Origin of the sequence: Pseudobutyrivibrio sp. UC1225, from assembly GCF_900115215.1 — a bacterium.
In the GTDB taxonomy this organism is placed as follows: Bacteria; Bacillota; Clostridia; order Lachnospirales; family Lachnospiraceae; genus Pseudobutyrivibrio.
The window spans coordinates 473,565-495,996 of sequence record NZ_FOVQ01000001.1; the positions used below are offsets into that span (position 1 = coordinate 473,565).

Genomic DNA, 22,432 nt, shown 5'->3' on the forward strand with positions numbered 1-22,432 from the left:
TCTATCTAAAATGTATTACTCTAAGCCGAAAAGTTCTTCAATCTTGTGCTCATCAATATCTGCACCGATTACAACAAGACGTCCTGTGTAGTCAGGCTCACCACTTCTAAGCTCGTACTCTCCATCTACAAAATCGAAATAAATCCAGCCGCCCTCTACAGACTCAACCATACCCTTTGAGCGGATAACTGTACCATAATCTGTAGTGTTAGCAAATGCCTTCATAGCCTTCTCGATTGTAGCCTTCTCAAACTTATGAGGTGTCTCCTTGCCCCATGTATTAAATACTTCATCTGCATGATGGTGATGATGCTCATGATCATGGTCATGGCAACCACATGTGCAATTCTCGCCATGGTCGTGATGATGATGTTCATGCTCGTGGTCATGCTCTTCATGATCGTGATGATGATGCTCGTGCTCGTGGTCATGCTCTTCATGATCGTGATGATGATGCTCGTGCTCGTGGTCATGCTCATCATGGTCATGATGGTGATGCTCGTGCTCATGTTCCTCGTGAGCTTCCTCAGCAAGATGCTTTAAATCAACTGCAAGATTGTCCTGTCCTTCCATAACTGAAAGAAGCTTCTCGCCAGTGATTTCCTCCCATGGAGTTGTAATAATAGCAGCCTTTGGATTAAGCTTCTGAATCTGCTTAACACAGAACTCAAGCTGATCCTCTGTAGCTGTCTGTGAACGTGAAAGAACGATTGTAGTAGCAAATTCAATCTGATTGTTGAAGAACTCACCAAAAGCCTTCATCTGCTTAGAGGCCTTAAGAGCATTAACAACTGTAACGAGACCGCAAAGCTTAACGTCAGCTGTCTCCTCAAGCTTAATAACTGATGTCATAACATCTGAAAGCTTACCAACACCAGATGGCTCGATAAGGATACGATCTGGGCTGAACTTCTCAAGTACTTCGTGAAGATTCTTATCGAAGTCTCCAACAAGAGAACAACAAATACAACCAGAGTTCATTTCTGATATTGTGATACCAGCATCCTTTAAGAAACCGCCGTCGATACCAACCTCGCCGAACTCGTTTTCAATAAGGACAACCTTTTCTCCCTTATAAGCTTCTTCAAGCATTTTCTTAATGTAAGTAGTCTTTCCTGCTCCCAGGAAACCTGAAATTATATCAATCTTTGTCATGATAATACCTTCCTTTTTGACAAAATTTAATTCTCTACAACAAACATATATATTATCACATTATTGTTAAAACTTCTACTCCTTCACATTTTGCTATTGGTAAAAAATATCATTAAAAAACCAGCCTATTTTTCAATAAGCTGGTTAGATAAAGTTTCGATTATAAAAATCGGGATTATTAAATGTGAACTGTTTTTAGGGATTTAAACAACATTATTAATCCATTTCATCAAGAGCTACTCTCTCAATATGCATAGCCAGATATCCAATCTCTGCATCATGAATATCTCGGCCAAGACTTTTTGAAAGCTCTTTACAGATTTTTGTAGCTGCCTGAAATGAATTTGCGGCAGAGGCATTGATGTAGTCGTTCATATCAAGCTTTATTACCTCTCCCTTTAAAGTACGGGCAATCATATAACGAATATGATTGAGCAACCTGTTATAAGATAATGACTGAGTATCTATCTTCTTTCCAGTTTCTTTCTCTACCATGCTCACGCACTGTCTCACAGCGTCGGCCATTTGCATAGCCTGAGATACTGCCTGATCCATAATAGATGAATGCACATGAAGTGCAATATATCCAATCTCATCGTCTGTAAGATTGACATCAAGACGATTCGACAAAATCTCCCTTGCTGCTTCTGCCACTTTAAACTCTGAATGAAAAAGAACTCTGATATCATCTGTAAGGGGGTTTTTAAGCTGCTCATTGTTCTTACTTCTTTTAACTGCATACTCGATATGGTCTGCCAAAGGAAGCAAAACATCACGATCAATTGTTTTAAATGCTTTCTCGGCGCCATCTAAAATCTCGTTTGCAATCTCAAGATATACAGGATCGATACTGGTTGCTAACTCTTTTTTATCGCCTCTTTCGGTAGACTCCTTAAGAGAATAAATCTTATGCTCATCGGAAGTCTCGATAATCTCACTGATATGTTTTCCGAATCCTATTCCCTTACCGAGAATAAGATACTCCTGTGTTGTGTTTTCCAAGATACCTATCAGCGCATTGTGATTGAGGACCTTCTCGATTCTGTACATTTTTTCTCCTTAATGATTACTCGTAAAAATCTACTGCAAGTAAGTCATCACCTGCATTAACATCGCCATTTGCAATGCGGCGAAGCTTCTGATTGCTCTTAAGCTCTGTGCAAAGAACTGGTGTGGCAATTGAAGGAGCGTTCTTAGAGATATAATCTAAGTCTGCCTCCATAAGTACATCACCCTTCTTTACCTTCTGTCCATTTGTTACATGAACGTTAAAGCCTTCACCCTTAAGCTTAACTGTGTCAATACCAAAGTGAAGAAGCATTGCTACATCATCATCTGTCTTGAATCCGATAGCATGCTTTGTATCGAATACGAATACAACTGTTCCGTCAGCTGGTGCTACAACCTTGCCCTCCTTAGGAGTAACAACGGCACCATCACCCATCATCTTCTGAGCAAAAACATCATCTGGAGTCTCTGCTAAATCTGCAGCAACACCTGTAAGTGGGCTACCAAGAATAACTGTCTTTACAACCTTACCTGTTGGCTCAGCTGTCTCAACTGCCTTTGCTTCCTCAGCAACGGCATCATTTGCTCCATTATACTCAACATTAGGAGCTGTCTCAAGATAATCTTCAAGATTTGACTTAATAACTGTAACGTGTGGTCCGTAAATAACCTGAACACCATTACCCTTGTGAACTACACCTGAAGCACCTGTAGCCTTAAGCATAGCATCGTTTACGAGCTCTGACTTCTTTACTGTACAACGAAGTCTTGTTGCGCAGCAGTCAACATCAGAGATGTTAGCCTTACCACCAAGACCGTTACAGATCTTCTCAGAAGTGTTGTCATTCATAGACTCCTTCTTAGCATTGTAATCAGAACGTCTGTAAAGCTTAACCTCTTCATCTGCATCTCTACCAGGAGTCTTAAGATCGAACTTCTTGATAAGGAATGTGAAAAGGAAATAGTAAACTACAAAGTAACCTACACCTACTACTGGTACCCATACCCATGATGTCATAGAGTTTCCAGGAAGAATACCAAAGAGGATTAAGTCAATGATACCGCCTGAGAATGTCATACCAACACCAACGCCGAGCATATGCATGAACATGTAAGATGCACCAGCGAATACACAGTGGATACCGTAAAGAGCTGGAGCTACAAATAAGAATGTGAACTCGATTGGCTCTGTGATACCTGTAAGCATTGATGTAAGAGCTGCTGAAAGGAGAAGACCTCCTACTTCCTTCTTCTTCTCAGGAAGAGCGCATCTGTACATAGCAAGTGCTGCACCAGGAAGACCAAGGATCATGAATGGGAACTTACCAGACATGAATCTTGTAGCTGATACTGCAAAGTGATCAATTGTGTTCTGTGCACCAAGCTGTGCAAAGAAAATGTTCTGTGCACCTTCGATCATCTGACCATTAACCTCGAGTGTACCACCGAGAGCTGTCTGCCAGAATGGAAGGTAGAATACGTGGTGAAGACCGAATGGAATAAGAAGTCTTTCCATAAGACCATATACCCATGTTCCTGCATAACCAGAAGCAAGAACAACACCACCTACTGCGTAGATGCCCTGCTGTACGAATGGCCATACGAAGAACATTAAAATACCAACTGCTGTGTATACCAAACCTGAAATGATAGGTACGAATCTTGTACCACCGAAGAATGATAATACCTGTGGAAGCTGGATCTTGTAATACTTATTGTGAAGTGAAGCAACACCAAGACCTACGATCATACCACCAAATACACCCATCTGTAATGATGTGATACCGCAAACTGAAGTTGTTGCACCATCAAGCATTGCCTCTGTTCCGCCATTGATTGTGATCATAGCGCCGATTGAAGCGTGCATGATAAAGAAAGCGATAGCTGCTGCTAAAGCTGCTACTTCCTTCTCCTTCTTTGCCATACCGATTGCAACACCGATAGCAAAGATGATTGGTAAGTTAGCAAATACAATGTTACCGGCCTCGTTCATAACTGTAAGGATAGCATATCCTACTGTACCTGGGCCTAAAACTGATGTGAGGTGGTATGTCTCAAGCATTGTTGAGTTTGTGAATGAACCACCGATTCCGAGAAGCAAACCTGCTACTGGAAGGATTGCGATTGGAAGCATGAATGAACGTCCAACTCGCTGCAATACTGCAAATAATTTGTCTTTCATTTTTTTAATCTCCTATACATGAAAAATTTTTGCGCACCTATATGGGAAAGTATTTGTCTTCTCCTATGCCGGGTGATGGGTAAATGGGCATAAAAAAAGACACGAACCCACATAAATACAAAATAGTTTATGTATAGTTCGTGCCTTGATTGGTTACAAGTTACACACTACGGATGTTAAATTATCACGTATGTGTCCTTGTGTCAATACTTTTTCGTTATTTTCGTAAACGTTTAAGTGATTTTCTTCTTATACATTCACATAATTGCCGCGTTGTCTATTAATTACCGGGAATGAGCCCTTAACAAAGCGCCATAATTCAATTAATCCTATACTTGATACAAGTACAAGAATGCCAGCTGGAATAATGTATGGTGCTGAAATTCTGAATCCACCAAATATATTCATAAATGACTCAGCATATATAATAATTACCCACTGAACAAGATAGATTACATCAACATTCTTTCCAAGGTATGCTGTTGCCCCATTCACTGCAATATTCTTTACTACCTGAGAAAGGAAATAACATAATGATACAGCCACAAGGATTACCATTGAAATAAATAAATGATGAAGTAAAGACTGATGATAGAAAACTCTGCCAGCCAACATGTACATTGTTCTAATATCATATCCACATGCTGTATAAATTAGAGTGAATGCGATTGTTCCAACTAAAGCCACTGGGCAAATAAGACGGTAAAATCTTGTTTTGTCCTCTGTACGCTGTAAATAGTATGCAAAAATCATTCCAAATACTGGATAAAATAACCATCTAAACATTGGAAAGGTTGTAACATCACAGGTATCGAAAAATAAGCCAAATAAATATTTAGTCCATGAATTTGTGAAATCAAGCTTTGAAAGCATTCCTCCTAATACAGAAAGGACAAGGGATACTGCCATCATAGCTGAAAGTGGAAGTCTCAATTTCTTCATGAGGGCAATTGTGAAAAATGCCATTCCTGCAAACTGGAGAATACTTACCAAAAACAAAGAATCTGCAAGTGTCCATGGAACTTCATATCCTAAGTATATAGCTATTGCAGTAGGAACAGTACCTTTTACAAAGCTTAATAAATATCCAGTTCCAAGTAACTTCAAACCTCTTTTTGTCATATCAGCAGGTGTATTGTTTCTGGAATACATAATTCCTACACCCATACAAAACATAAACATAGGCGCTCCCAATGGACCAGCTAAAAACTCCATAAGATTTCTAAAGATTCCAGTTGGTGCTATCTCTGCATCGATATTGCTAATCTCCTCATAACAATGTATGCAGACCATAAACAATACACTGAAAGCCTTAGCCCAATCTAATTCTTTTTGTCTTCCTCTGTTAATTATTATATCGTTCACCACTATTCTCCTCATTCTTCCATACAGTTATATAGTGTAATTTTTTTCAACAGCTGTGTATCATAGCACAGAAAATAACGCATGACAATCCAATTTCTATTGATTGGGTAATTTAACACTGTCTTCATAATTGCGTGGTAGAATACGTATACTGTCGTAGTGAAGAAATGGAGGTGTCTTATGGATATAACAGCTTCCGAGAAAAAGGTATTAAACGGTATTTCCTTTAATACCGAAGAAATTGAGAGTGGAAATCTTCGTGAAAGTGATGCTACTCTTCTTAATGAAATGAGAGCTGTAGAAAATTACCTGATAGAAAAATACCCAAGCTTCACTTTTGAAATAACCGGCTGTGAACCAAAATCAGGTACAACACGAACTTATTCGGAATGGTATTTCAAATCTAAGGAAATCAACAGAGAATCTGCTTTTATTGCAATGTCCGAAGAGAACGATAAATATTTCACTGTAAGAGATGCCTTCTTTGGACAGATAATACGTGAGCCTATAAAGAATTATCTAGAAGAGTTACTTACTAAAGCTAATCTGCCTGTTATTACCATAGAAGTATCATTTTGGGAATATCTTGGAGAAGAATACGGAGAAGAAATATCTGCCGAAAAAGTTTTGACTGGAGAAATAGACGCTGGAAATGATTTCAAAATTTTCCTTGATGGTTCAAAGCTTCCTGATGAAGACTATCAGGCTGTCATGGAAAAGATAAAGACCTGCTTACAGACAAATAAAATAAGTGGCGAGGTATATCTGGTAATTCTATCAAGCTGTGATGGCGACTTTGCCAGAGACCGAGTTTTTTCTGATAGTATATTGTTATAATCCAAAGAGGTATTTTTATGAACAGTTGCCTATCTATAGAAGAAATTGTTTTGATTAACTGCCTGCTTTACTGCGAGAATCTTGGAGGTCCAAGAGGAACTTTCCTTTCAATAAGTCAAGAATCCCGAACCATTGGCAATTTTGTAGATGGTGTACTTCACTATGCAACAAAAATTGAAAATGATAAGGAATATAGCACTGGTGTAACCGGAGCAGAATATAAACAGCTTATGTGGGCCATAAGACCTATGGAGCATCTGAAGAATATTATCATTATGCAGGTACACTATGAAAGTGAAGGTGCTGGAGGTGGACGTAGTGCTCTTCTCTTCGATCCTTCTTCAAACGAAGCAATAGTTGCCTTCAAAGGAACACAAAGCGATGCTGAATGGATAGATAATGTTTCCGGGTTATATCGTGTACCTACAGAATTTCAGAATAACGCCCTAAACTGGTTTAGATCTCTAGATTTGGAGAGCTATGATACCATCACAGTAACTGGTCATTCCAAGGGCGGAAATAAAGCAAAGTTTATCACTATCATGGATGACAGAGTAGACAACTGCTTTTCTTTTGACGGACAGGGATTCTCTGACGAATTCATTCGTAAATATTCACCATTAATATTAAAGAATCAGGATAAGATACTGAACATAAGCGCAGAAAGTGATTTTGTAAATATCCTTTTAAACGATGTGGGCAAAAAGCAGTTCTACTTAGGCACCAATTACGGTCGTCTTGGCTTTGCTGAAAATCATTGTCCGAATGCCATCGCTTTCTATGATGATATTGGAGAAATGACAATACATGAGGCACCTGGTCAGGATAAGAAGATGTCAGCTCTTGATAAAATGCTTAACAGCTTTATCAGATCTATCCGCATGTCTACAAAGGAAAAGGTTGCCAATATGCTTGGCAGCGTTATCGTTAATGCCTCCAGCGGCGATACCGACAAACTGGTATATTCCTTTTCTGACAGCACTAATTCAGATAGTGCAGCTAAATTAATTGCCTATACTTTACGCTATAAAGTTGAAAAACCTAAAATGATAGATTCTGTAAGGGAAATCCTACAGCAGAATGGATTCAGCACCAATATGCTTGGTGCTATAAACTTCGTGACAAACTATGACCTGTTAATGGAACTAATAGGAAAAAAGCCTGAGGCAGTCATATCTATTTTAAAGATGCGACATGCCTCAGACAATCTGATTCAATTTCTAAGAAAACATATGGAACTTTTTGATTTACTGGTATCAGTATCAAGAAAAATGCGCCGAATCAATCCATTGAAATATAGTGGTGATGATTTAAAGGCTGAAGATACCACCATAATCATCAATTCTCAATTTATGATTTCAAGGCGTACTCTGTCATTTTTAGTATTTGGAGCAATAGTTATCACTCTCACCTGCATATTTATCTTATGGCTACGGCTGTGGAGGTAAATAAAATTATATCAAGCCATAAAAAAAGAACCAGACTTCCATCTGGTTCTTAATATTTTAGATTACAATTCAAAATTAAGCTAAAAGCTTTCCAAGGAACTCATCACCCTTTTCAGAACACATTCCACAGGTATGAGCTACAATTCTTTCAAGCTCTGCCTTTTCATCAGGACCGCCCTCAAAAACTGTTCCGTTGAAGGCATTACCACTTGCTGACTTAACAGTCTTATACTTTGTAGTAAACTGAGTGATTTTATCATATGTACCAAAGACCTGAATTGTTGAAAATAACTTTTGGATATTCTCGCTATCCTTAGCCTTAACATACTCACTCATCTTTCCATATAAAAGAGAACTCTCATACTGATAATCCTCTGAATACTTTTTAACAAAATCAATAAAATTCTGTGCTAAATCAACAACGAAAGCTTCTTCCTTAGTACCTCCAAGCTGCTGCTGTGTCATACCAATTTTTTTTCTCGTACGAACTGTAATCATAATTCTTCTTCCTCAATACCTATAAACATTATAAACACTAATACTATTCAAAAACCTTATCGATTCTATAACAGAAATGCCCGCTTGTCAATCATAATTTTTATTATTGAAGATATGACTACAAGGCTATAAAATTGTGTCATGAACTATTTAAGCCTATCAGATTATCTAAAAGATAAATACGAAACAAAAGTCTATAAGTTATCTCTTACAAGTGGCTGTACCTGTCCAAACAGAGATGGAACTATAAGTACAGGAGGATGTATCTTCTGTTCAGAAGGCGGCTCAGGGGATTTTGCTGCAAAATTTATGCCACTAAATGAACAGATAACCTCTGCCAGAAAGCTTGTTGATTCTAAAATTCCAGCTAAGATTCCACTTTCAGAGAGAAAGTACATAGCATATTTTCAATCCTTTACTAACACCTACGGTGACCAACAGCGACTTATGACACTTTTTAAAGAAGTACTCTCCTACCCAGAAATCGTCGGTCTTTCCATTGGCACAAGACCAGACTGTCTTTCTGATGAGATGATAGACTTTCTTGCTGCGTTAAATAAGACCAAGGAAGTTTGGGTAGAGCTTGGCTTACAAACTATTCACGAAGAGACAGCTCGTTTTATTAACAGAGGCTATGAACTTTCAGTATTTGAGGATGCATATAAAAGACTTACAGATGCTGGTCTAAAAGTTGTGGTGCATGTAATACTTGGTCTTCCATGCGAATCAGAAAGCGATATATTAGAAACCATCAAGTATTTAGCAAATCTAAATCCAACTCTTTTTGGAATAAAGCTTCAGCTCTTACATGTTTTAAAAGGAACTAAATTGGCTGATATGTATGAAAAAGAGCCTTTCCATATATATGAACTGGAGGAATACTGTGAGCTTGTAGGTAAATGTCTACAGCTCCTTCCAAAAGAAACTGTTATTCATCGTCTTACTGGAGATGGACCAAAAAAGCTTCTCATCGCCCCTCTATGGAGTGGCAACAAGAAGCTTGTAATGAACACTATGCGTAAATATATTTCTAATCTTTAATTTTGTACCATATCTATGATACCAGCCACGGCTTTGCTGTATTCCATCAGCTTCTGCTGTGCGCTGGAATCTTTTTCTTCAATGATTCTCTTATATTCTACAAATTCAAAATACAATCTGTGGCTTCCATCTGAAAGATCCACCTCTTTTGTTTCTGTATCCATGTCATTAAAAAGAACATCATATTCAGTCATACCATTAACATGAGGATAAATACATATTGTGGCATCCACACCCTGGATTGTACTTGGTCCTGGTGCATTGCAATCCTTTGTGGCAGCGCATATACATTTAAAGCTGCCGTAATCAGCTAACAATACTCCGCTGGTATCAACTCCCTTTTCCATATTAGGACTATAGGTAGCTGACTTTGGCATTCCAAATAACCCTACCATTGCAGAAATGTTATATACATTTAAATCTCTAAGTGCTCCACCTGCATGGGCTGGATCAAACACTGCAGGAGTTGCAGCTCCTTCATGAAAGTTCTTGTATCGACGTGACATCTGGCTGTAATTAAAATTACAAAGCTTTAAATCTCCTACAAGCTTAACATCTTCCTGAAGCTGCTTATATGCAGGCAGGTGATAAATGCTCATAGCCTCAAAGAGCATAACCCCATTTTTCTTAGCAAGCTCATCAAGCTCTTCCAGTTCTGCCAAATTAATAGAGATTGGCTTTTCGCATATTACATGCTTTCCAGCTTCAATTGCACGCTTTGAGTACTCTACATGCATATCATTTAAAACACCTATGTAAACCAAATCAATGTCTGATTTCAAAAGATCGTCATAATCTGTATAAACACCCTTTAACGAATACTTTTTAGCTAGTTCCTTAAGCTTGTCTTCGCTTTGCTTTCTTCCACAGATATAAATTTCTTCAAATCCAATCTCATCTATAAAGGACAGGACTTCCTGTACTATAACACCGTTGCCGGCTATACCTAATTTCATATTTTTATTCTCCTTGATTTATGCAAATAAAAAATCTTCAATTTCCTTTTTAATATAATCCAGCTTTTGCTGAGTGTTCTCATCCTCTACCTGAATAGTGAGAAGCTGAGCTAAATACCCCTGCTGAATAGTAAGCTTTCTACTATATGGATAAACCAGCTCAAAGGCCAATGAAAAATGCCCAACATAATAATCTAAATAAGAAATCTTAGTGCTTCGCAAGACTGCCGTGTGAGCTTTGACCTGCTCCAACACCTGATCACTTAAAGGCTGACTTTTTATACATTCAAAAGGAACTCCATATATTCCTTCTATTGGCTCCTCTACCTGAACACGGAAAATATCAATTTTATCCGCATCCCTGATAATATTCGCAAACATCTTTGTTCTATCATCCAACTTATCGGAAATACGATATTTATTATGTTCTCTTATTGCTGTTTCGATTAAATTGTCATACTCTCTTGTTTCAATATAATCTTTTATTAAACCTGGTTCCTTAAACAATAAATCCGCACCGAATTCTGCATGATCTACAGACTGTGCATCACTGAAGGTCTGGTATCTTTTAATCTGTTCAAATCTGCCTATATCATGAAGCATACCGATAAGCCATGCCAGCTCAACATCCTCTTCTGACAGACCAAGACTTTCAGCAATAGCCTTTGAATTCTCAGCCACCTTATAGGTGTGAGCTATTTTCAATGCTATCTTTGGATCTTTTGGATTGTAGTCACTTGTATAATTTGCAAATAACTGTTTAACCTGTTGTTCATTAATCATTAAGTAAGTCCTCCAGGGCTGACAGTAGCTTTTCATTTTCTCCATGTGATTTAACTGCTACTCTATAAAAGCCTTTTTCCAACCCATTATAATCTGAGCACTCCCTAATTAAAATACTATATTCCAATATTTTCTTATTTAAATCTAATTCTGAGCATTTAAATAGAATATAATTTGCGTCACTGGTATAAACTTTTGCTCCAAGCCTACTAAGCCCCTGAGTCAAATATCTTCTTTCCTGCTCTATAAGCTTAGCTGAATCTTCTATGTATTCCATATGTTTCAGACATTCAACACCTGCCATCTGGGCAAACATGGAAAGATTCCATTCTGGAAGATGATTCCTTAGCGAGGTAGCCATAGCTTCGCTTCCGCATAAACAATAACCAATTCTTACGCCAGGTATGGCAAAGGTTTTTGTATACGCCCTGAGAACAATCAATGATTTGTGTTCTGAAATGTCATAGGCAAGAGAGTTTTCTCTTTCTTCTCCTGTAAGAGCAAGAAAACACTCATCTACTACAAGTACTGTTCCAGCTTTCTCACAGGCTGAAACAATCTCCTCTAAAAGCGTCTTTGAAATCAATTTACCATTTGGATTATTTGGATTGGTAAGAAACATCAAATCTGCCTTTACCACCTGAATATGCTCCAAAATATCATGGTGAATTTCAAAGTCATTATCTTCCGACAAGGTATAGTATGAAATGTCACAATCCTTGCAGGCACCTTTCACGCAGGTCTCGTACCCAGAAAAACATGGTGCCAGTAACAACACTTTTTTAGGGGCAATGCTATGACATATTGCCATTATTATTTCTGATGCTCCATTTCCATATACAATATGATTTTCTGGAATATTAAAAATTCCAGATGTCATTTCAACAAGTCGTTCATGATAAATATCAGGATATTTATTTGCATGAAAAACTGCCTCAGTCAGCACCCACTGAACTTCAGCGGGCATCCCCATTGGATTTATATTGACTGAGAAGTCGTGCTGTATGCTGTTTCTGTAGATGTCACCGCCATGCATAATTGAAACCTTTTTTCCTTCTACATATTTATCCAAATCATTAGTATCAAAATACAAATTGCTTCACATAAAAAAGATGCACCAAACATTAATATATTTGCTCTTTTTATATCCTTAAGCTCAATAGAACGTATTGGATCTCCAATGTACTTTTTTTCTACAAGCTTTCCAAAGTAACTTGCTGGTCCTGCAAGCTGTAATCCAAGGGCTCCTGCACAGGCACTTTCTGTCTGAGCAGAATTTGGACTGGCATGATTAAATCTGTCTCTAAAAAAGATTTTGCAGGCTCCTAAAAAGCTGTAATCCTTTCCTAAAAACAAACAACTTAAAATAATAAGCACTGCACTGATACGTGATGGTATAAAATTCACCACATCATCAAGCTTTGCAGCAGCTCTTCCAAAATCCATATACTTATCATTTTTATATCCAACCATGGAATCCATGGTATTGATTGCCTTATACGCAATTCCTAAAACTGGACCACCTATAGCAAGATAAATAAGTGGAGCAATCACTCCATCTGAAGTATTTTCCGCAACAGTCTCAACCGCAGCTTTAATTACTCCTTTTTCATCAAGACTTGCTGTATCTCTGCCAACTATCATTGACACTGCTTTTCTTCCTGCTTCAAGGCCTTCCTGTTCAAGAGCCTTATAAACCTTCATGCTTTCCACATAAAGACTTTTTGCTGCAATACACTGATACGTAATTACGGATTCTATTATAAGACCTAAAACTGAATTCAATGTGTATGCCAGGTGTAGAATAACAAAACAAATTCCTGCTGAGACCGTAATTACGATAATTACCATAATAAGCCCCAGTTTTCTTTTGCGTTTATTTACTTTATCAGGCTCCAAAGTTCTTTCTGCTCTTTTCAGAAATAAATCTGTCAGATTACTGATTAAGCTTCCAATCCATCGTACTGGATGTGGGAACCCCATCGGGTCACCTAAGAAAAGATCTAGGATAGAGCCCACCAAAAATGCCGTCATGTGATAAATCAATTGTGTATCCCTCGCAGTTTTCTACATGATATGAATAGTAATCTCCCCCAAAGATATTACTAAGAATCCCCATTATAGTACCACCATGGGCAATTACAGAAATGTTGTAATAATCCTTACTGAGTTCTATAAGCTTGTCAAAGCCTGCCACAAACCGGTCTGTAGCCTCCTGCCTGCTTTCTCCCTCTGGAAATGGCAAATCTCCTCCGCTATCTATCCAACGCTGATAGTCTGGGTCAGCGGATAATTCCTTATAATTTTTCCCCTCAAACCTTCCAAAATTCGTCTCCCTAAGCTCATCAATAACTACAGGCTTAAGAGCTGGATAAATAATCTCTGAAGTTCTGATGCAACGAATCAAAGGACTGGAAAAAACAATATCTGCTTCAGGATAATTTCTATCCTGAATTTCCTTTTCCCCCTCTAGCGTAAGAGGTTCATCAGTAACACCTATATAACAGTTGGTGAGATTTCCAGCTGTCTTTCCATGACGAATAAAGGTTATCGTTCTATCCATGTTTTATTTTATCCTTTGTCCTATACCACATACCACTCGATAAACCTCAGTGGCATCCTTTGCCAGCTCTATCATAATGCGACCGCAGACCTCTCTCCAGGTTCTGTCAGCCTCATCCATTGGAACAATTCCATTTCCAATTTCATCAGAAATGATTACCCACTGGCCATCACTTATAACGTCTCTGATTTCAGAAAGAATTTCACTATTGTTCTTTCCTTCGGAAATACGTTTTTTTACAAATAAATGAAACTGATTAAAATACTTAGCATTTGGAAATTCAGTTCTAGCAAATTCTGTTTTTCCCTGATAGCTTCCACCAACAATTAAAATCATTTACTCTTCACCTCAATGTATGATTAACCTAAAATAGCTGGATTATTTACCATAGAACAAATTGCTAAGGCAATAGCCATAAACACCTCTGCTTTACATACAAACCAACCGGCTAAATCTCCTGTGATACCTCCAAATTTTGTGTAAGCAACGTAAATGTAATAAACGAGGACTACAGCAAGAGCTAAAAACGAATAGGTACAATACCACTGAAATATCCACCCTGCAGTAAGAGTGCATATAATAAATTCCACTGCAAGACAAGCTACTACTATATTATTACTTGCGGTTCTTGCCGAGGTACTTAAGATTCCATCGTCCTTTGCTTTTTTTGAACGTACAACACATATACCACTGACAGCTCTGACTATAGCAAAGGAAAAGCACCAGGTAAGAAATGCTTTGTCATCCATAAGATAAACAGCGGTAAATAGAATTATTCCCAAGGTAATCAGATTAATTACTGAAAAAGCTCCTATATGAGAATCCTTTAAAATTTCCAATTTCTTTTTTCTATCGCCCCATGAAGCTAAAGCATCACAGGTGTCCATATATCCATCTACATGAAAGCCTCCTGTGATAAGAATTGGAATAACAATAGAAATAGTTGCAAAGGGAATCGCATTAATAGGTAAAACATAATATAGTTTATGCCAAAGATATAACACAGCACCAATGATCATCCCCACAAATGGAAAGAAAATAAGATGATATTTCATATCCTCACTATCCCAGTTAAACCTTGGCATAGGTATTCTCGAATACATGGAAAATGCCACTGCTATAGATTTAAGTATTTTCATCGTTCCACTCCTATTCCCACAATAACCTCCACGGCTTTATCGGCCATTTGGGCTATTTTAGCATTTACTTCCCCTAAGGCTCTAAGATATTCTTTTGTGGTCTCATCATATTGAAGACCATCTTCAAATACATCGTTCGATACTATTACAAGGCTCCCTGCCTTTGCTTCCAATTCATTAATATCCTTTAGAATTTTATCAACTATGTAGGAAGCTTTGTTAATCTTTCCATCTCTAAACATTTCATTAGCCACCAAATTAGACATACACTCCAGAAGAATAATACTATCCGCATCTGGCTCTATCGCATTTACGATATCATACGGCAACTCCACAGTGACAAAATCCTTTCCCTGACGCATAGACCTATGCCTTTTAATACGTTCTTCAGTCTCTTTGTCACCAGACTTCATTGTGGCTAAATAATATTTATTTTTATATTTGGAATTGCAAACATAATCCTCTGCATAAGAAGATTTTCCGCTACTACTTCCACCATAAATCAATGTAATCATTTATTAAATCTCTCGTACTGCTCCACTTCAGAATCCTGAAACTTAAGTGCATTATGGAATACTTCATCAGTAAGTCTAAGCATATGTGCCATCATAACAGCACCAGCGCCTTCGCCAACAGCCATCTTTCCATCAATAACAGGTTCGATATCAAGCTTTGAGGCAAGCTTTCTTGCAACTGGCTCTTTACTGATGTGTGAAGGGATAAGATAATCCTTTGTATTTTCCAGCAATCTGTCTGCCACCAGAGCAGACACCATGCTTAACATTCCATCTAAGATAATTGGTACTTTGTACAGTGCGCCTCCAATAACAATTCCTGTCATGGCAGCAAGCTCAAGACCACCAAAATTACTGCAAATTTCAACTGGATCTAATCCACTGTACTTTGAAAGGGCCATTGAAACTACTGCACGTTTTCTGCTGAAGCCTTCCTCATCAAGACCAGCCCCTCTTCCAGTAACTGCCTCTGCATTTAAGTCCAAAAGGTATCCAGCCATAACAGAAGCCGACGTAGTATTTCCTATTCCCATTTCACCAACAAGAATTATATTTTTTCCTTCTTCCTGACTGTCCTTCACCAAATCCATTCCCACCTGCACAGCACGTGAAAACTCTTCCACAGACATAGCTGGCTGCTTAAGGAAATTACAGGTCCCATATTTCACTCTACGATTAAGTGTGTAAGGAACCTCTTCTGCGTAATTGATACCAACATCTACAGAAAGAATATCAATACCAAGGCTTTTTGCCATAACACCAGCTGTGGTAACTCCTTTACCGATGTTAGTTGCACAGATTCTTGTAACATCCTGACTAGTCTGACTGACTCCCTCTTCTACTATACCGTGGTCACCACAGCAGACTATAAGTCTCATGTTTGATAAATCAGGTGCCTTAAAGCCCTGAATTGCAGCAATTTTAGAGTAAACAGTTTCTAAGGTTCCAAAGCTTCCTATAGGCTTTGCAACTCTGTCCCATTCATTTTGAAGTTCCTTTAAAGCTTCCTTATCAACAGGCTCTACTTTAAGCTTGTTTTCAAGAACATCATCAAATAAGTATCTAGCGTTCCCCATAATTTTTCATAACCTCCACAAAATTATTTATAAATTGCATATTCGATGGATAATAAAGATGTGGAAATCCTATATAGCTTCCATTGTTGCTGTGAATGCATTCCCAGCTTTTTCCCCCAACTGGCTTTGTAGCAACACAGCTATTACCATTATTATCCGTGTCGTAATAATGAAACTCATGGCCTTTTATCTGAAGCTCGCCCGTATCAATTGTCACATAACCGAAACGGACAAGCTTCCCCTTCCATTCTACGTGAGCGTTTATGGCTCCAACCATTTCATAAACCTCCCCCTCCTGATTTTTAATTGTTTCAGAAAGGTACATAAACCCACCACATTCTGCCAGCACGGGTATCCCCTTATCAATGGCATTTTTTATGTCTTTTTTCATGGAGTCATTTGTGGATAGTTCCTGAAGAAAATTTTCAGGATAACCACCACCAAGCAAAATACCACTAATGTTATCAGGTAATTTAGAATCCGCTATTGGTGAAAACTCTACAATATTGACTCCCGATTCCTTAAGCATTTCCAAATTTTCCCTGTAATAAAAACAAAATGCCTTATCTCTTGCCACCGCAAGTGTAAGTTTCGTATTTACGTTTTTCCTGGTTTCCTTATCTTTAATTATATCTAAACTGCAAGCTGAGAAGGCAATATTCTTTAAGCTCTCCATATCAAGATTTTCTGAAATCAAATTAGCTAAGGTATTTATCTTATCTTGGAGTTCAGGAACCTCTTCTGGCATTACAAGCCCTAGGTGCCTGCTAGAAAGCTCCTGATTTTTCATATCAGGAATGGTTCCCAGGAATTTTATTCCAAGCTCATTTTCGATTAGAGCTCCCAAAGTATTTCCAAAGGATACACTGGTTCGGTTTAAAATCACAGCCTTGATAAGGTTATGTTCATCATAATCCAAAAAGCCTCTAAGCTGCGCTATTACTGAACGACCTGTACCCTTAGCATCTACTACCAATACAACAGGTGCCTTAAGTACTCTGGCCAAATCATAGGTGGAACCCTGTGTTTCTACGCCTCCGATTCCATCATAGAGTCCCATGACTCCCTCTATTACTGCCATATCACCAGAAAAAGATTTTCCAAACAATGATTTTGTGGTGTCGTCATCAGTAAAGAAAGTATCTAAATTTCCTGCCGGAATACCAAGAACAGTCCTATGGAACATGGGATCTATATAGTCTGGGCCACATTTGTAGCTACACAAACTAAGCCCTGAGTTTGTCAGTGCACGCAAAATACCACATGTAATTGTAGTTTTTCCGCTACCACTCTTAGGGGCAGCTATCACAATTCTTGGATACTTCATAGGTTAAACGCTACGATATATACGGGGTTTTGACCCTGCATTATACTGTAATCTCCTGCCTTCTTTGCCTTTGATACCGTTACCTGGATTACATCCGCATTCTCAATTTCAAATTTCTTTATCACACTGTTGATTTCTGCAATAGTCTCTATGGTCACAGAGTTAATTACAATTCGCATATGCGAATTCTTTTTCTTTAGTGTCATAAAGATATCTTCTAATCTACCTCCACTTCCACCGATGAAAACATGAGTAGGAGCAGGAAGATTTTCAAGAGCATCCGGTGCTGTTCCAGAAATAACAGACACATTTTCAAGCATATACTTTGATACGTTTTTACGAATAAGCTGACAAGCTACCTCCTTGAGCTCTATGGCATAAACCTTTATGCCGGCATCCATTCTGGCGATTTCCACGGCTACAGATCCGCTACCACTTCCAATATCATAAACTACAGCATCCTTATGTAACTGTAATTTACAAATAGAAAGCTGACGAATCTCCTCCTTGGACATAGGAACCTTATCTCTTATAAAATCATCATCAGAAAGCTTTGGAGCTATTACTTTAGGCTGCCAATTTGCATTTTCAATAATGATTATGCTTAGTCCATCCTGATTGTAAGTACTGCATTTTTCTGCACTGTACCATCCTATTTTTTCATCAGAATAAAGATTGGTTCCAATGAAAACTCTAAACTTTATATTTTGTTCCTTTTCCAGCGCTACAAGAATATCTCCAATATCTCTTACGTCCTTGCTTCCAGAAGTAATAACAAAGGTTTCTTTGTTATGCCTTACAGCATCTATAAGCTCTGGTCTCCACCTCTCCTGAGGAATTCCATGGGAACTCATTATCTTTGCATTCTGCCAAGTAAGATTAGCCTTTGCAGCCACTGCATTAATAGACGAAATTCCAGGTAAGATTTTCACTTCTGCATAACCAGTCTGCTTTAAAGCCTCCGCCAGCTTAGTGGCGCCACTATAAAATCCAGTATCTCCTGAAAATAAAACAACAGCCTTCTTCTTGCCATACTGAATGTTTTCTGCAATTTCTTCCATACAAGGAAGAATGTCCTTTGCCAGATAATATGGATATTTCTTGGCATTGCTTTCAAGCCCTAGTAACATTCTTGGGGCGCCAAACAAAAAATCTGCTTCAGCAACTGCCTGCTGAACTTCGGCGGTAACTGTACCAAAACCCATTCCAAAACCTGCCAGCGAAACAATAATTTTTTTATCTGCTGTAATTGTATCAGCAGATATCTTTTCAAATGCTGGCTCTGGAGATTTTGTTATTCCAAACAATTTATAAATCTCTTCTACGACCTGAGAAAAGGACCTTGCATTGGCAGTCTCCTTTGGTCGTCTTATGACATAGCTTTTTATTCCACAAGCATTTGCAGCTTCTATTCTATTGGCCTCTCCACTAGATTTTCCGCTTTCCTTCAATACACAAATGCTGGCATTAAACTCCTTAAGACAGGCAACATTCATTCCCTTGGAAAATGGTCCCTGCATGGCAACAATCTGGTTGCCCTTAAGCCCCTGCTGTTTACATATATCAAGGCTTTCATCATTAGGAATTATTCTTGCAATGATTCTATCCCTGAGCCCCTCATCTTCACAAAAAACAGGAAGTTCTTTGCTGCCTGTTGTAAGAAAGATATTTCCCGTAGTACTTTTAAGAGCCTTAGCACATTCTTCTACGGAATCAAAGAAGGTACAGTTGCTGTAATCTATCTGCTCCTCATCCCTGGCAAGTCTGAAAAAAGGAACATTCTGATATTTAAATAGACTGTTCTCTATTTCCTTCTTTACAATTTCTGCAAAAGGATGGGTGGCATCAACAATTACGTCCGGTTTTTCCTGTTCGAATAAATTAACCATTCCTTCAGCATCAAGTCGACCTGAATGAATTTTTATATATGATGATTCTTTTACAGGTTCTTTACCATATTCGGTGGCAACACAGTAGACGCAAAAAATCTCAGCCTCCTCAAGTGTTTCAGCCAGCTTTCTTCCCTCTGTAGTTCCTCCGAAAATGATTACCTTTTTCATATTTTGTATCCTCTAGGTGTAACCAGTTTATTATTTATAATTTCACTCCTTGAGCTTCCAATAAAAACGGTGGTAAACATATTAACCTGTGTATTTCTTAACTCTAAAAGGGTGCATACCTTTGCTTTGCTACCTTCTCTACCAATATTTTCCACATAACCACAGGCACGGCTTTCATCTGCTCCAGCGGCCAGCATAATATCACAGGCCTTCTGTAAATAATCATGTCTCTTATGGCTGGAAGGATTGTAAATAGCAATAGCAAAATCTCCCTGTATTGCCGCTTTCAGTCTGACTTCAATAACCTCCCATGGGGTAAGTAAATCACTAAGACTAATCACGCAAAAGTCATGATTTATTGGAGATCCAAGCATGGCTGCTCCAGAAATAGCCGCCGTCACTCCAGGAATAACTGTTATGCTAGCCTCCGATATATCTGAATTCGCATTTTCGTATTCTGGAAGAAGCTCATACATAGGTGCAGCCATTCCATAAACACCTGCATCACCGCTACAAATAAAAGCTACATTTTTCCCTTCAATGGCAAAATCATAGCAGGCTCTGCAACGCTCAATTTCTTTCCTCATTGGAGTAGTAAAAAAATCTTTCTCAGGAAAATGTTCCTTCACCAGATCGATATATACTGTATAGCCAACAATAACATCAGCCTGCTCCATAGCTGAGTAAGCCTCTTCCGTCATCATCGACTTATCTCCTGGTCCCATGCCAACTATATAAATATGTCCTGCCATTTTTTCTCCTACCAAACTAAATTTATTGAAGTTCTTTTTGCTGCCGCAAGTGTCATTCCATCTTTAGCAGTTTTATTCCTAATTAATTCCCCGTTCTCCCCAGCTAAGCTTAGAGCTGCACGTTCACATACGTTTCCAACTCCAACCTTATCCTTTACAAAGGAGGATTCCTCAAATTCACCTTCTACCAACTGTAATTCCTCGGCAGAAAAGGTAACGAATGGTACTCCAAAATATTCTGCCAGCTTAATCAAACCTATCTCCTCTGCTTTCACATCAATGGATGCTATTGCATAAAGATTCTTTTCAAGCTCATCATCCTCGTAAAACGTATTTACGAAAACTTTTAATTCTTCGAAAGGCTTTCCTTTCTTACATCCAATTCCAAGTATTAAACGTTTGGGAATAAGCCTGAGACCCTCGATAACAATTTCATCCTCGGATTCTTTGATATCAAGCGCCTCTCCCCTCAAAGCTTTTGCCGATACCTTTTTAATCAAGCTCTTATCCGTAATTAAAAGACCATTTTTCTTAGCAAAAACATCTACCGCAAATACGTTATTAATATCTGTAGCTGTAGTGATAATTGGATTTGCACCAAGAGCTTTGCCAATTATATTAGCCAGCTCATTGGCTCCACCAAAATGCCCTGATAAAATCGGAATAACATTTTGCCCCAGCTCATCAATCACAATTACCGGACTATCCTTTAGCTTGCTTGAAATAAACGGAGCAATAGTACGCACTGCTATTCCAGTAGAACCAATAAAAACTATAGGAAGATGCATTTCAAAACAGTCCTTGGTCCAATCTGACAATGAGCTCTCCTCTGGCTTTGCCTCTACAATAAAGAATTTATTAAGTTTGTCGGCTATCTTTTTCCCATTATCAGTAAAAAAAACTACTCTAATTAATAACATTTTTACTCCTAGGCTTCCCCTTGAGGGGAAGCTGTCACCGAAGGTGACTGATGAGGTGTCCTATACATAGTTTCAAATGTTGGATCATAAAGCTTACTCAACGAATAGTTAGACTTTGCAATTACATTTCCCACAAGTATTACCGCCAGATTACTAATCCCTTTAGCCTTTGCAGTGTTTGCAAGAGTTCCTACGGTACAGATGTACTTTTCTTCATCTGGCCAGGTTGCTTTATAAACAATTGCAGCTGGGGTATTTTTATCATATCCCCCTTTAATCAGTCTCTCCTGAAGTTCCTCAAGCATGCCTGCACTTAGGTATATAGCCATCGAAGCTCCATGAGCAGCAAAGCTCTCAATACTTTCCTTCTCAGGAACTGCAGTCCTACCTTCCATCCTTGTTATAATCAAAGACTGACTCACATCTGGAAGAGTATATTCTAAATTCAAGGCAGCAGCCGCACCAAAACATGCGCTAACTCCTGGGCAGCTCTCATAAGCAATATTATTTTCGTCAAGAATATGCATCTGCTCCTGTACAGCACCATAAATACTTGGCTCGCCAGTATGAAGTCTCACAAGAGTTTTCTTTTCCTTGTCTGCCCTAAGCATTACTTCCATAACCTCATCTAAAGTCATGGTAGCGCTGTTGTAGATTTCACAACTGTCTTTTGCATATTCTAAAAGTTCTGGGTTAACCAAAGAGCCCGCATAAATAATTACATCAGCCAGCTGCAAAAGCTTCATTCCTCTTACCGTAATAAGATCTGCTGCGCCACATCCTGCGCCAACAAAATAAATCATAAGT

General features: G+C 38.4%; 22 protein-coding genes. 3 read left to right on the forward strand and 19 right to left on the reverse strand.

Annotated features, from left to right (window positions below):
• Positions 1 to 15: 15 nt before the first annotated feature.
• From BMZ41_RS02295 to BMZ41_RS02310, 4 genes are all read right to left on the reverse strand, one after another.
• Positions 16 to 1,155: a CobW family GTP-binding protein gene (locus BMZ41_RS02295; RefSeq protein ID WP_090526667.1), complete on the reverse strand. Its 1,140-nt coding sequence runs from the start codon at positions 1,153 to 1,155 to the stop codon at positions 16 to 18.
• Positions 1,156 to 1,371: 216 nt separating this feature from the next.
• Positions 1,372 to 2,205: a PRD domain-containing protein gene (locus BMZ41_RS02300; RefSeq protein ID WP_090165938.1), complete on the reverse strand. Its 834-nt coding sequence runs from the start codon at positions 2,203 to 2,205 to the stop codon at positions 1,372 to 1,374.
• Between the two features lie 16 nt (positions 2,206 to 2,221).
• Complete coding sequence (locus tag BMZ41_RS02305; RefSeq protein WP_090165936.1) at positions 2,222 to 4,345, reverse strand: PTS sugar transporter subunit IIABC; 2,124 nt, start codon at positions 4,343 to 4,345, stop codon at positions 2,222 to 2,224.
• 249 nt (positions 4,346 to 4,594) lie between these two features.
• Complete coding sequence (locus BMZ41_RS02310; protein ID WP_177184133.1) at positions 4,595 to 5,710, reverse strand: acyltransferase family protein; 1,116 nt, start codon at positions 5,708 to 5,710, stop codon at positions 4,595 to 4,597.
• A 180-nt stretch (positions 5,711 to 5,890) separates the two neighbouring features.
• Here BMZ41_RS02310 and BMZ41_RS02315 point away from each other — a divergent pair, with 180 nt between their 5' ends.
• Both BMZ41_RS02315 and BMZ41_RS02320 read left to right on the forward strand, forming a co-directional pair.
• Positions 5,891 to 6,547, forward strand: a complete 657-nt coding sequence (locus BMZ41_RS02315; protein ID WP_090165931.1) for a hypothetical protein — start codon at positions 5,891 to 5,893, stop codon at positions 6,545 to 6,547.
• A gap of 17 nt (positions 6,548 to 6,564) precedes the next feature.
• Positions 6,565 to 7,995, forward strand: a complete 1,431-nt coding sequence (locus BMZ41_RS02320) for an Mbeg1-like protein (protein ID WP_090526671.1) — start codon at positions 6,565 to 6,567, stop codon at positions 7,993 to 7,995.
• A gap of 75 nt (positions 7,996 to 8,070) precedes the next feature.
• Here BMZ41_RS02320 and BMZ41_RS02325 read toward each other — a convergent pair whose 3' ends face one another.
• Complete coding sequence (locus BMZ41_RS02325) at positions 8,071 to 8,493, reverse strand: hypothetical protein (protein ID WP_090526673.1); 423 nt, start codon at positions 8,491 to 8,493, stop codon at positions 8,071 to 8,073.
• 141 nt (positions 8,494 to 8,634) lie between these two features.
• On the opposite strand from BMZ41_RS02325, the gene BMZ41_RS02330 reads away from it, so the two are divergent.
• Positions 8,635 to 9,534: a tRNA modification radical SAM protein MnmL/YtqA gene (locus BMZ41_RS02330; protein WP_090526675.1), complete on the forward strand. Its 900-nt coding sequence runs from the start codon at positions 8,635 to 8,637 to the stop codon at positions 9,532 to 9,534.
• Here BMZ41_RS02330 and BMZ41_RS02335 read toward each other — a convergent pair.
• Genes BMZ41_RS02335 through cobM form a run of 14 tightly spaced genes read right to left on the reverse strand, consistent with a single transcriptional unit; the run spans position 9,531 to position 22,428 of the window.
• Entirely contained in the window at positions 9,531 to 10,490 is a 960-nt protein-coding gene (locus BMZ41_RS02335) for a Gfo/Idh/MocA family protein (protein WP_090526677.1), read from the reverse strand. The two genes, BMZ41_RS02330 and BMZ41_RS02335, sit on opposite strands and share 4 nt — an antisense overlap.
• An 18-nt stretch (positions 10,491 to 10,508) precedes the next feature.
• On the reverse strand, positions 10,509 to 11,273 hold the full coding sequence (locus BMZ41_RS02340; RefSeq protein WP_090165921.1) for an HD domain-containing protein: 765 nt from the start codon (positions 11,271 to 11,273) through the stop codon (positions 10,509 to 10,511).
• Positions 11,266 to 12,366, reverse strand: coding sequence for a pyridoxal phosphate-dependent aminotransferase (locus BMZ41_RS02345; protein ID WP_090526679.1), 1,101 nt, complete (start codon positions 12,364 to 12,366; stop codon positions 11,266 to 11,268). Before BMZ41_RS02345 ends, BMZ41_RS02340 begins: the two co-directional genes overlap by 8 nt.
• Positions 12,330 to 13,256 (reverse strand): adenosylcobinamide-phosphate synthase CbiB, encoded by a 927-nt coding sequence (cbiB, locus tag BMZ41_RS02350; protein WP_330388802.1) that lies wholly within the window; start codon positions 13,254 to 13,256, stop codon positions 12,330 to 12,332. Before cbiB ends, BMZ41_RS02345 begins: the two co-directional genes overlap by 37 nt.
• A 4-nt stretch (positions 13,257 to 13,260) precedes the next feature.
• The gene (locus tag BMZ41_RS02355; RefSeq protein WP_090526682.1) at positions 13,261 to 13,836 is read right to left on the reverse strand and encodes a histidine phosphatase family protein; all 576 of its coding nucleotides are present in this window, start codon (positions 13,834 to 13,836) and stop codon (positions 13,261 to 13,263) included.
• A gap of 3 nt (positions 13,837 to 13,839) precedes the next feature.
• Positions 13,840 to 14,172 (reverse strand): bifunctional adenosylcobinamide kinase/adenosylcobinamide-phosphate guanylyltransferase, encoded by a 333-nt coding sequence (locus tag BMZ41_RS02360; RefSeq protein ID WP_090165914.1) that lies wholly within the window; start codon positions 14,170 to 14,172, stop codon positions 13,840 to 13,842.
• A gap of 23 nt (positions 14,173 to 14,195) precedes the next feature.
• Positions 14,196 to 14,975, reverse strand: coding sequence for an adenosylcobinamide-GDP ribazoletransferase (locus BMZ41_RS02365; RefSeq protein WP_090165912.1), 780 nt, complete (start codon positions 14,973 to 14,975; stop codon positions 14,196 to 14,198).
• The gene (locus BMZ41_RS02370) at positions 14,972 to 15,490 is read right to left on the reverse strand and encodes a bifunctional adenosylcobinamide kinase/adenosylcobinamide-phosphate guanylyltransferase (protein ID WP_090165910.1); all 519 of its coding nucleotides are present in this window, start codon (positions 15,488 to 15,490) and stop codon (positions 14,972 to 14,974) included. The genes BMZ41_RS02365 and BMZ41_RS02370 overlap by 4 nt, the downstream gene beginning before the upstream one ends.
• Positions 15,487 to 16,566: a nicotinate-nucleotide--dimethylbenzimidazole phosphoribosyltransferase gene (locus BMZ41_RS02375; protein WP_090165908.1), complete on the reverse strand. Its 1,080-nt coding sequence runs from the start codon at positions 16,564 to 16,566 to the stop codon at positions 15,487 to 15,489. Before BMZ41_RS02375 ends, BMZ41_RS02370 begins: the two co-directional genes overlap by 4 nt.
• Complete coding sequence (locus BMZ41_RS02380) at positions 16,553 to 17,893, reverse strand: cobyrinic acid a,c-diamide synthase CobB (protein ID WP_090526685.1); 1,341 nt, start codon at positions 17,891 to 17,893, stop codon at positions 16,553 to 16,555. Before BMZ41_RS02380 ends, BMZ41_RS02375 begins: the two co-directional genes overlap by 14 nt.
• The gene (gene cobK, locus BMZ41_RS02385; RefSeq protein WP_090526687.1) at positions 17,890 to 19,953 is read right to left on the reverse strand and encodes a precorrin-6A reductase; all 2,064 of its coding nucleotides are present in this window, start codon (positions 19,951 to 19,953) and stop codon (positions 17,890 to 17,892) included. Before cobK ends, BMZ41_RS02380 begins: the two co-directional genes overlap by 4 nt.
• Entirely contained in the window at positions 19,950 to 20,705 is a 756-nt protein-coding gene (gene cobJ / locus BMZ41_RS02390) for a precorrin-3B C(17)-methyltransferase (protein ID WP_090526689.1), read from the reverse strand. Before cobJ ends, cobK begins: the two co-directional genes overlap by 4 nt.
• Before the next feature lie 8 nt (positions 20,706 to 20,713).
• Positions 20,714 to 21,625 (reverse strand): cobalt-precorrin 5A hydrolase, encoded by a 912-nt coding sequence (locus BMZ41_RS02395; protein ID WP_090526691.1) that lies wholly within the window; start codon positions 21,623 to 21,625, stop codon positions 20,714 to 20,716.
• Positions 21,626 to 21,633: 8 nt separating this feature from the next.
• On the reverse strand, positions 21,634 to 22,428 hold the full coding sequence (gene cobM, locus BMZ41_RS02400; RefSeq protein WP_090526693.1) for a precorrin-4 C(11)-methyltransferase: 795 nt from the start codon (positions 22,426 to 22,428) through the stop codon (positions 21,634 to 21,636).
• Between the last annotated feature and the right edge of the window lie 4 nt (positions 22,429 to 22,432).

Excerpts from the sequence above, each read along its gene's own strand:
- BMZ41_RS02305 (WP_090165936.1), bottom strand. The coding sequence starts at position 4,345 with ATGAAAGACAAATTATTTGCAGTATTGCAGCGAGTTGGACGTTCATTC.
- BMZ41_RS02395 (WP_090526691.1), bottom strand. The coding sequence starts at position 21,625 with ATGTTATTAATTAGAGTAGTTTTTTTTACTGATAATGGGAAAAAGATA.
- cobJ (WP_090526689.1), bottom strand. The coding sequence starts at position 20,705 with ATGGCAGGACATATTTATATAGTTGGCATGGGACCAGGAGATAAGTCG.
- BMZ41_RS02380 (WP_090526685.1), bottom strand. The coding sequence starts at position 17,893 with ATGAAGTATCCAAGAATTGTGATAGCTGCCCCTAAGAGTGGTAGCGGA.
- cobM (WP_090526693.1), bottom strand. The coding sequence starts at position 22,428 with ATGATTTATTTTGTTGGCGCAGGATGTGGCGCAGCAGATCTTATTACG.
- BMZ41_RS02335 (WP_090526677.1), bottom strand. The coding sequence starts at position 10,490 with ATGAAATTAGGTATAGCCGGCAACGGTGTTATAGTACAGGAAGTCCTG.
- BMZ41_RS02360 (WP_090165914.1), bottom strand. The coding sequence starts at position 14,172 with ATGATTTTAATTGTTGGTGGAAGCTATCAGGGAAAAACAGAATTTGCT.
- BMZ41_RS02375 (WP_090165908.1), bottom strand. The coding sequence starts at position 16,566 with ATGGGGAACGCTAGATACTTATTTGATGATGTTCTTGAAAACAAGCTT.
- BMZ41_RS02330 (WP_090526675.1), top strand. The coding sequence starts at position 8,635 with ATGAACTATTTAAGCCTATCAGATTATCTAAAAGATAAATACGAAACA.
- BMZ41_RS02315 (WP_090165931.1), top strand. The coding sequence starts at position 5,891 with ATGGATATAACAGCTTCCGAGAAAAAGGTATTAAACGGTATTTCCTTT.
- BMZ41_RS02295 (WP_090526667.1), bottom strand. The coding sequence starts at position 1,155 with ATGACAAAGATTGATATAATTTCAGGTTTCCTGGGAGCAGGAAAGACT.
- cbiB (WP_330388802.1), bottom strand. The coding sequence starts at position 13,256 with ATGGGGTTCCCACATCCAGTACGATGGATTGGAAGCTTAATCAGTAAT.
- BMZ41_RS02340 (WP_090165921.1), bottom strand. The coding sequence starts at position 11,273 with ATGATTAATGAACAACAGGTTAAACAGTTATTTGCAAATTATACAAGT.
- BMZ41_RS02355 (WP_090526682.1), bottom strand. The coding sequence starts at position 13,836 with ATGGATAGAACGATAACCTTTATTCGTCATGGAAAGACAGCTGGAAAT.
- cobK (WP_090526687.1), bottom strand. The coding sequence starts at position 19,953 with ATGAAAAAGGTAATCATTTTCGGAGGAACTACAGAGGGAAGAAAGCTG.
- BMZ41_RS02370 (WP_090165910.1), bottom strand. The coding sequence starts at position 15,490 with ATGATTACATTGATTTATGGTGGAAGTAGTAGCGGAAAATCTTCTTAT.
- BMZ41_RS02320 (WP_090526671.1), top strand. The coding sequence starts at position 6,565 with ATGAACAGTTGCCTATCTATAGAAGAAATTGTTTTGATTAACTGCCTG.
- BMZ41_RS02325 (WP_090526673.1), bottom strand. The coding sequence starts at position 8,493 with ATGATTACAGTTCGTACGAGAAAAAAAATTGGTATGACACAGCAGCAG.
- BMZ41_RS02365 (WP_090165912.1), bottom strand. The coding sequence starts at position 14,975 with ATGAAAATACTTAAATCTATAGCAGTGGCATTTTCCATGTATTCGAGA.
- BMZ41_RS02300 (WP_090165938.1), bottom strand. The coding sequence starts at position 2,205 with ATGTACAGAATCGAGAAGGTCCTCAATCACAATGCGCTGATAGGTATC.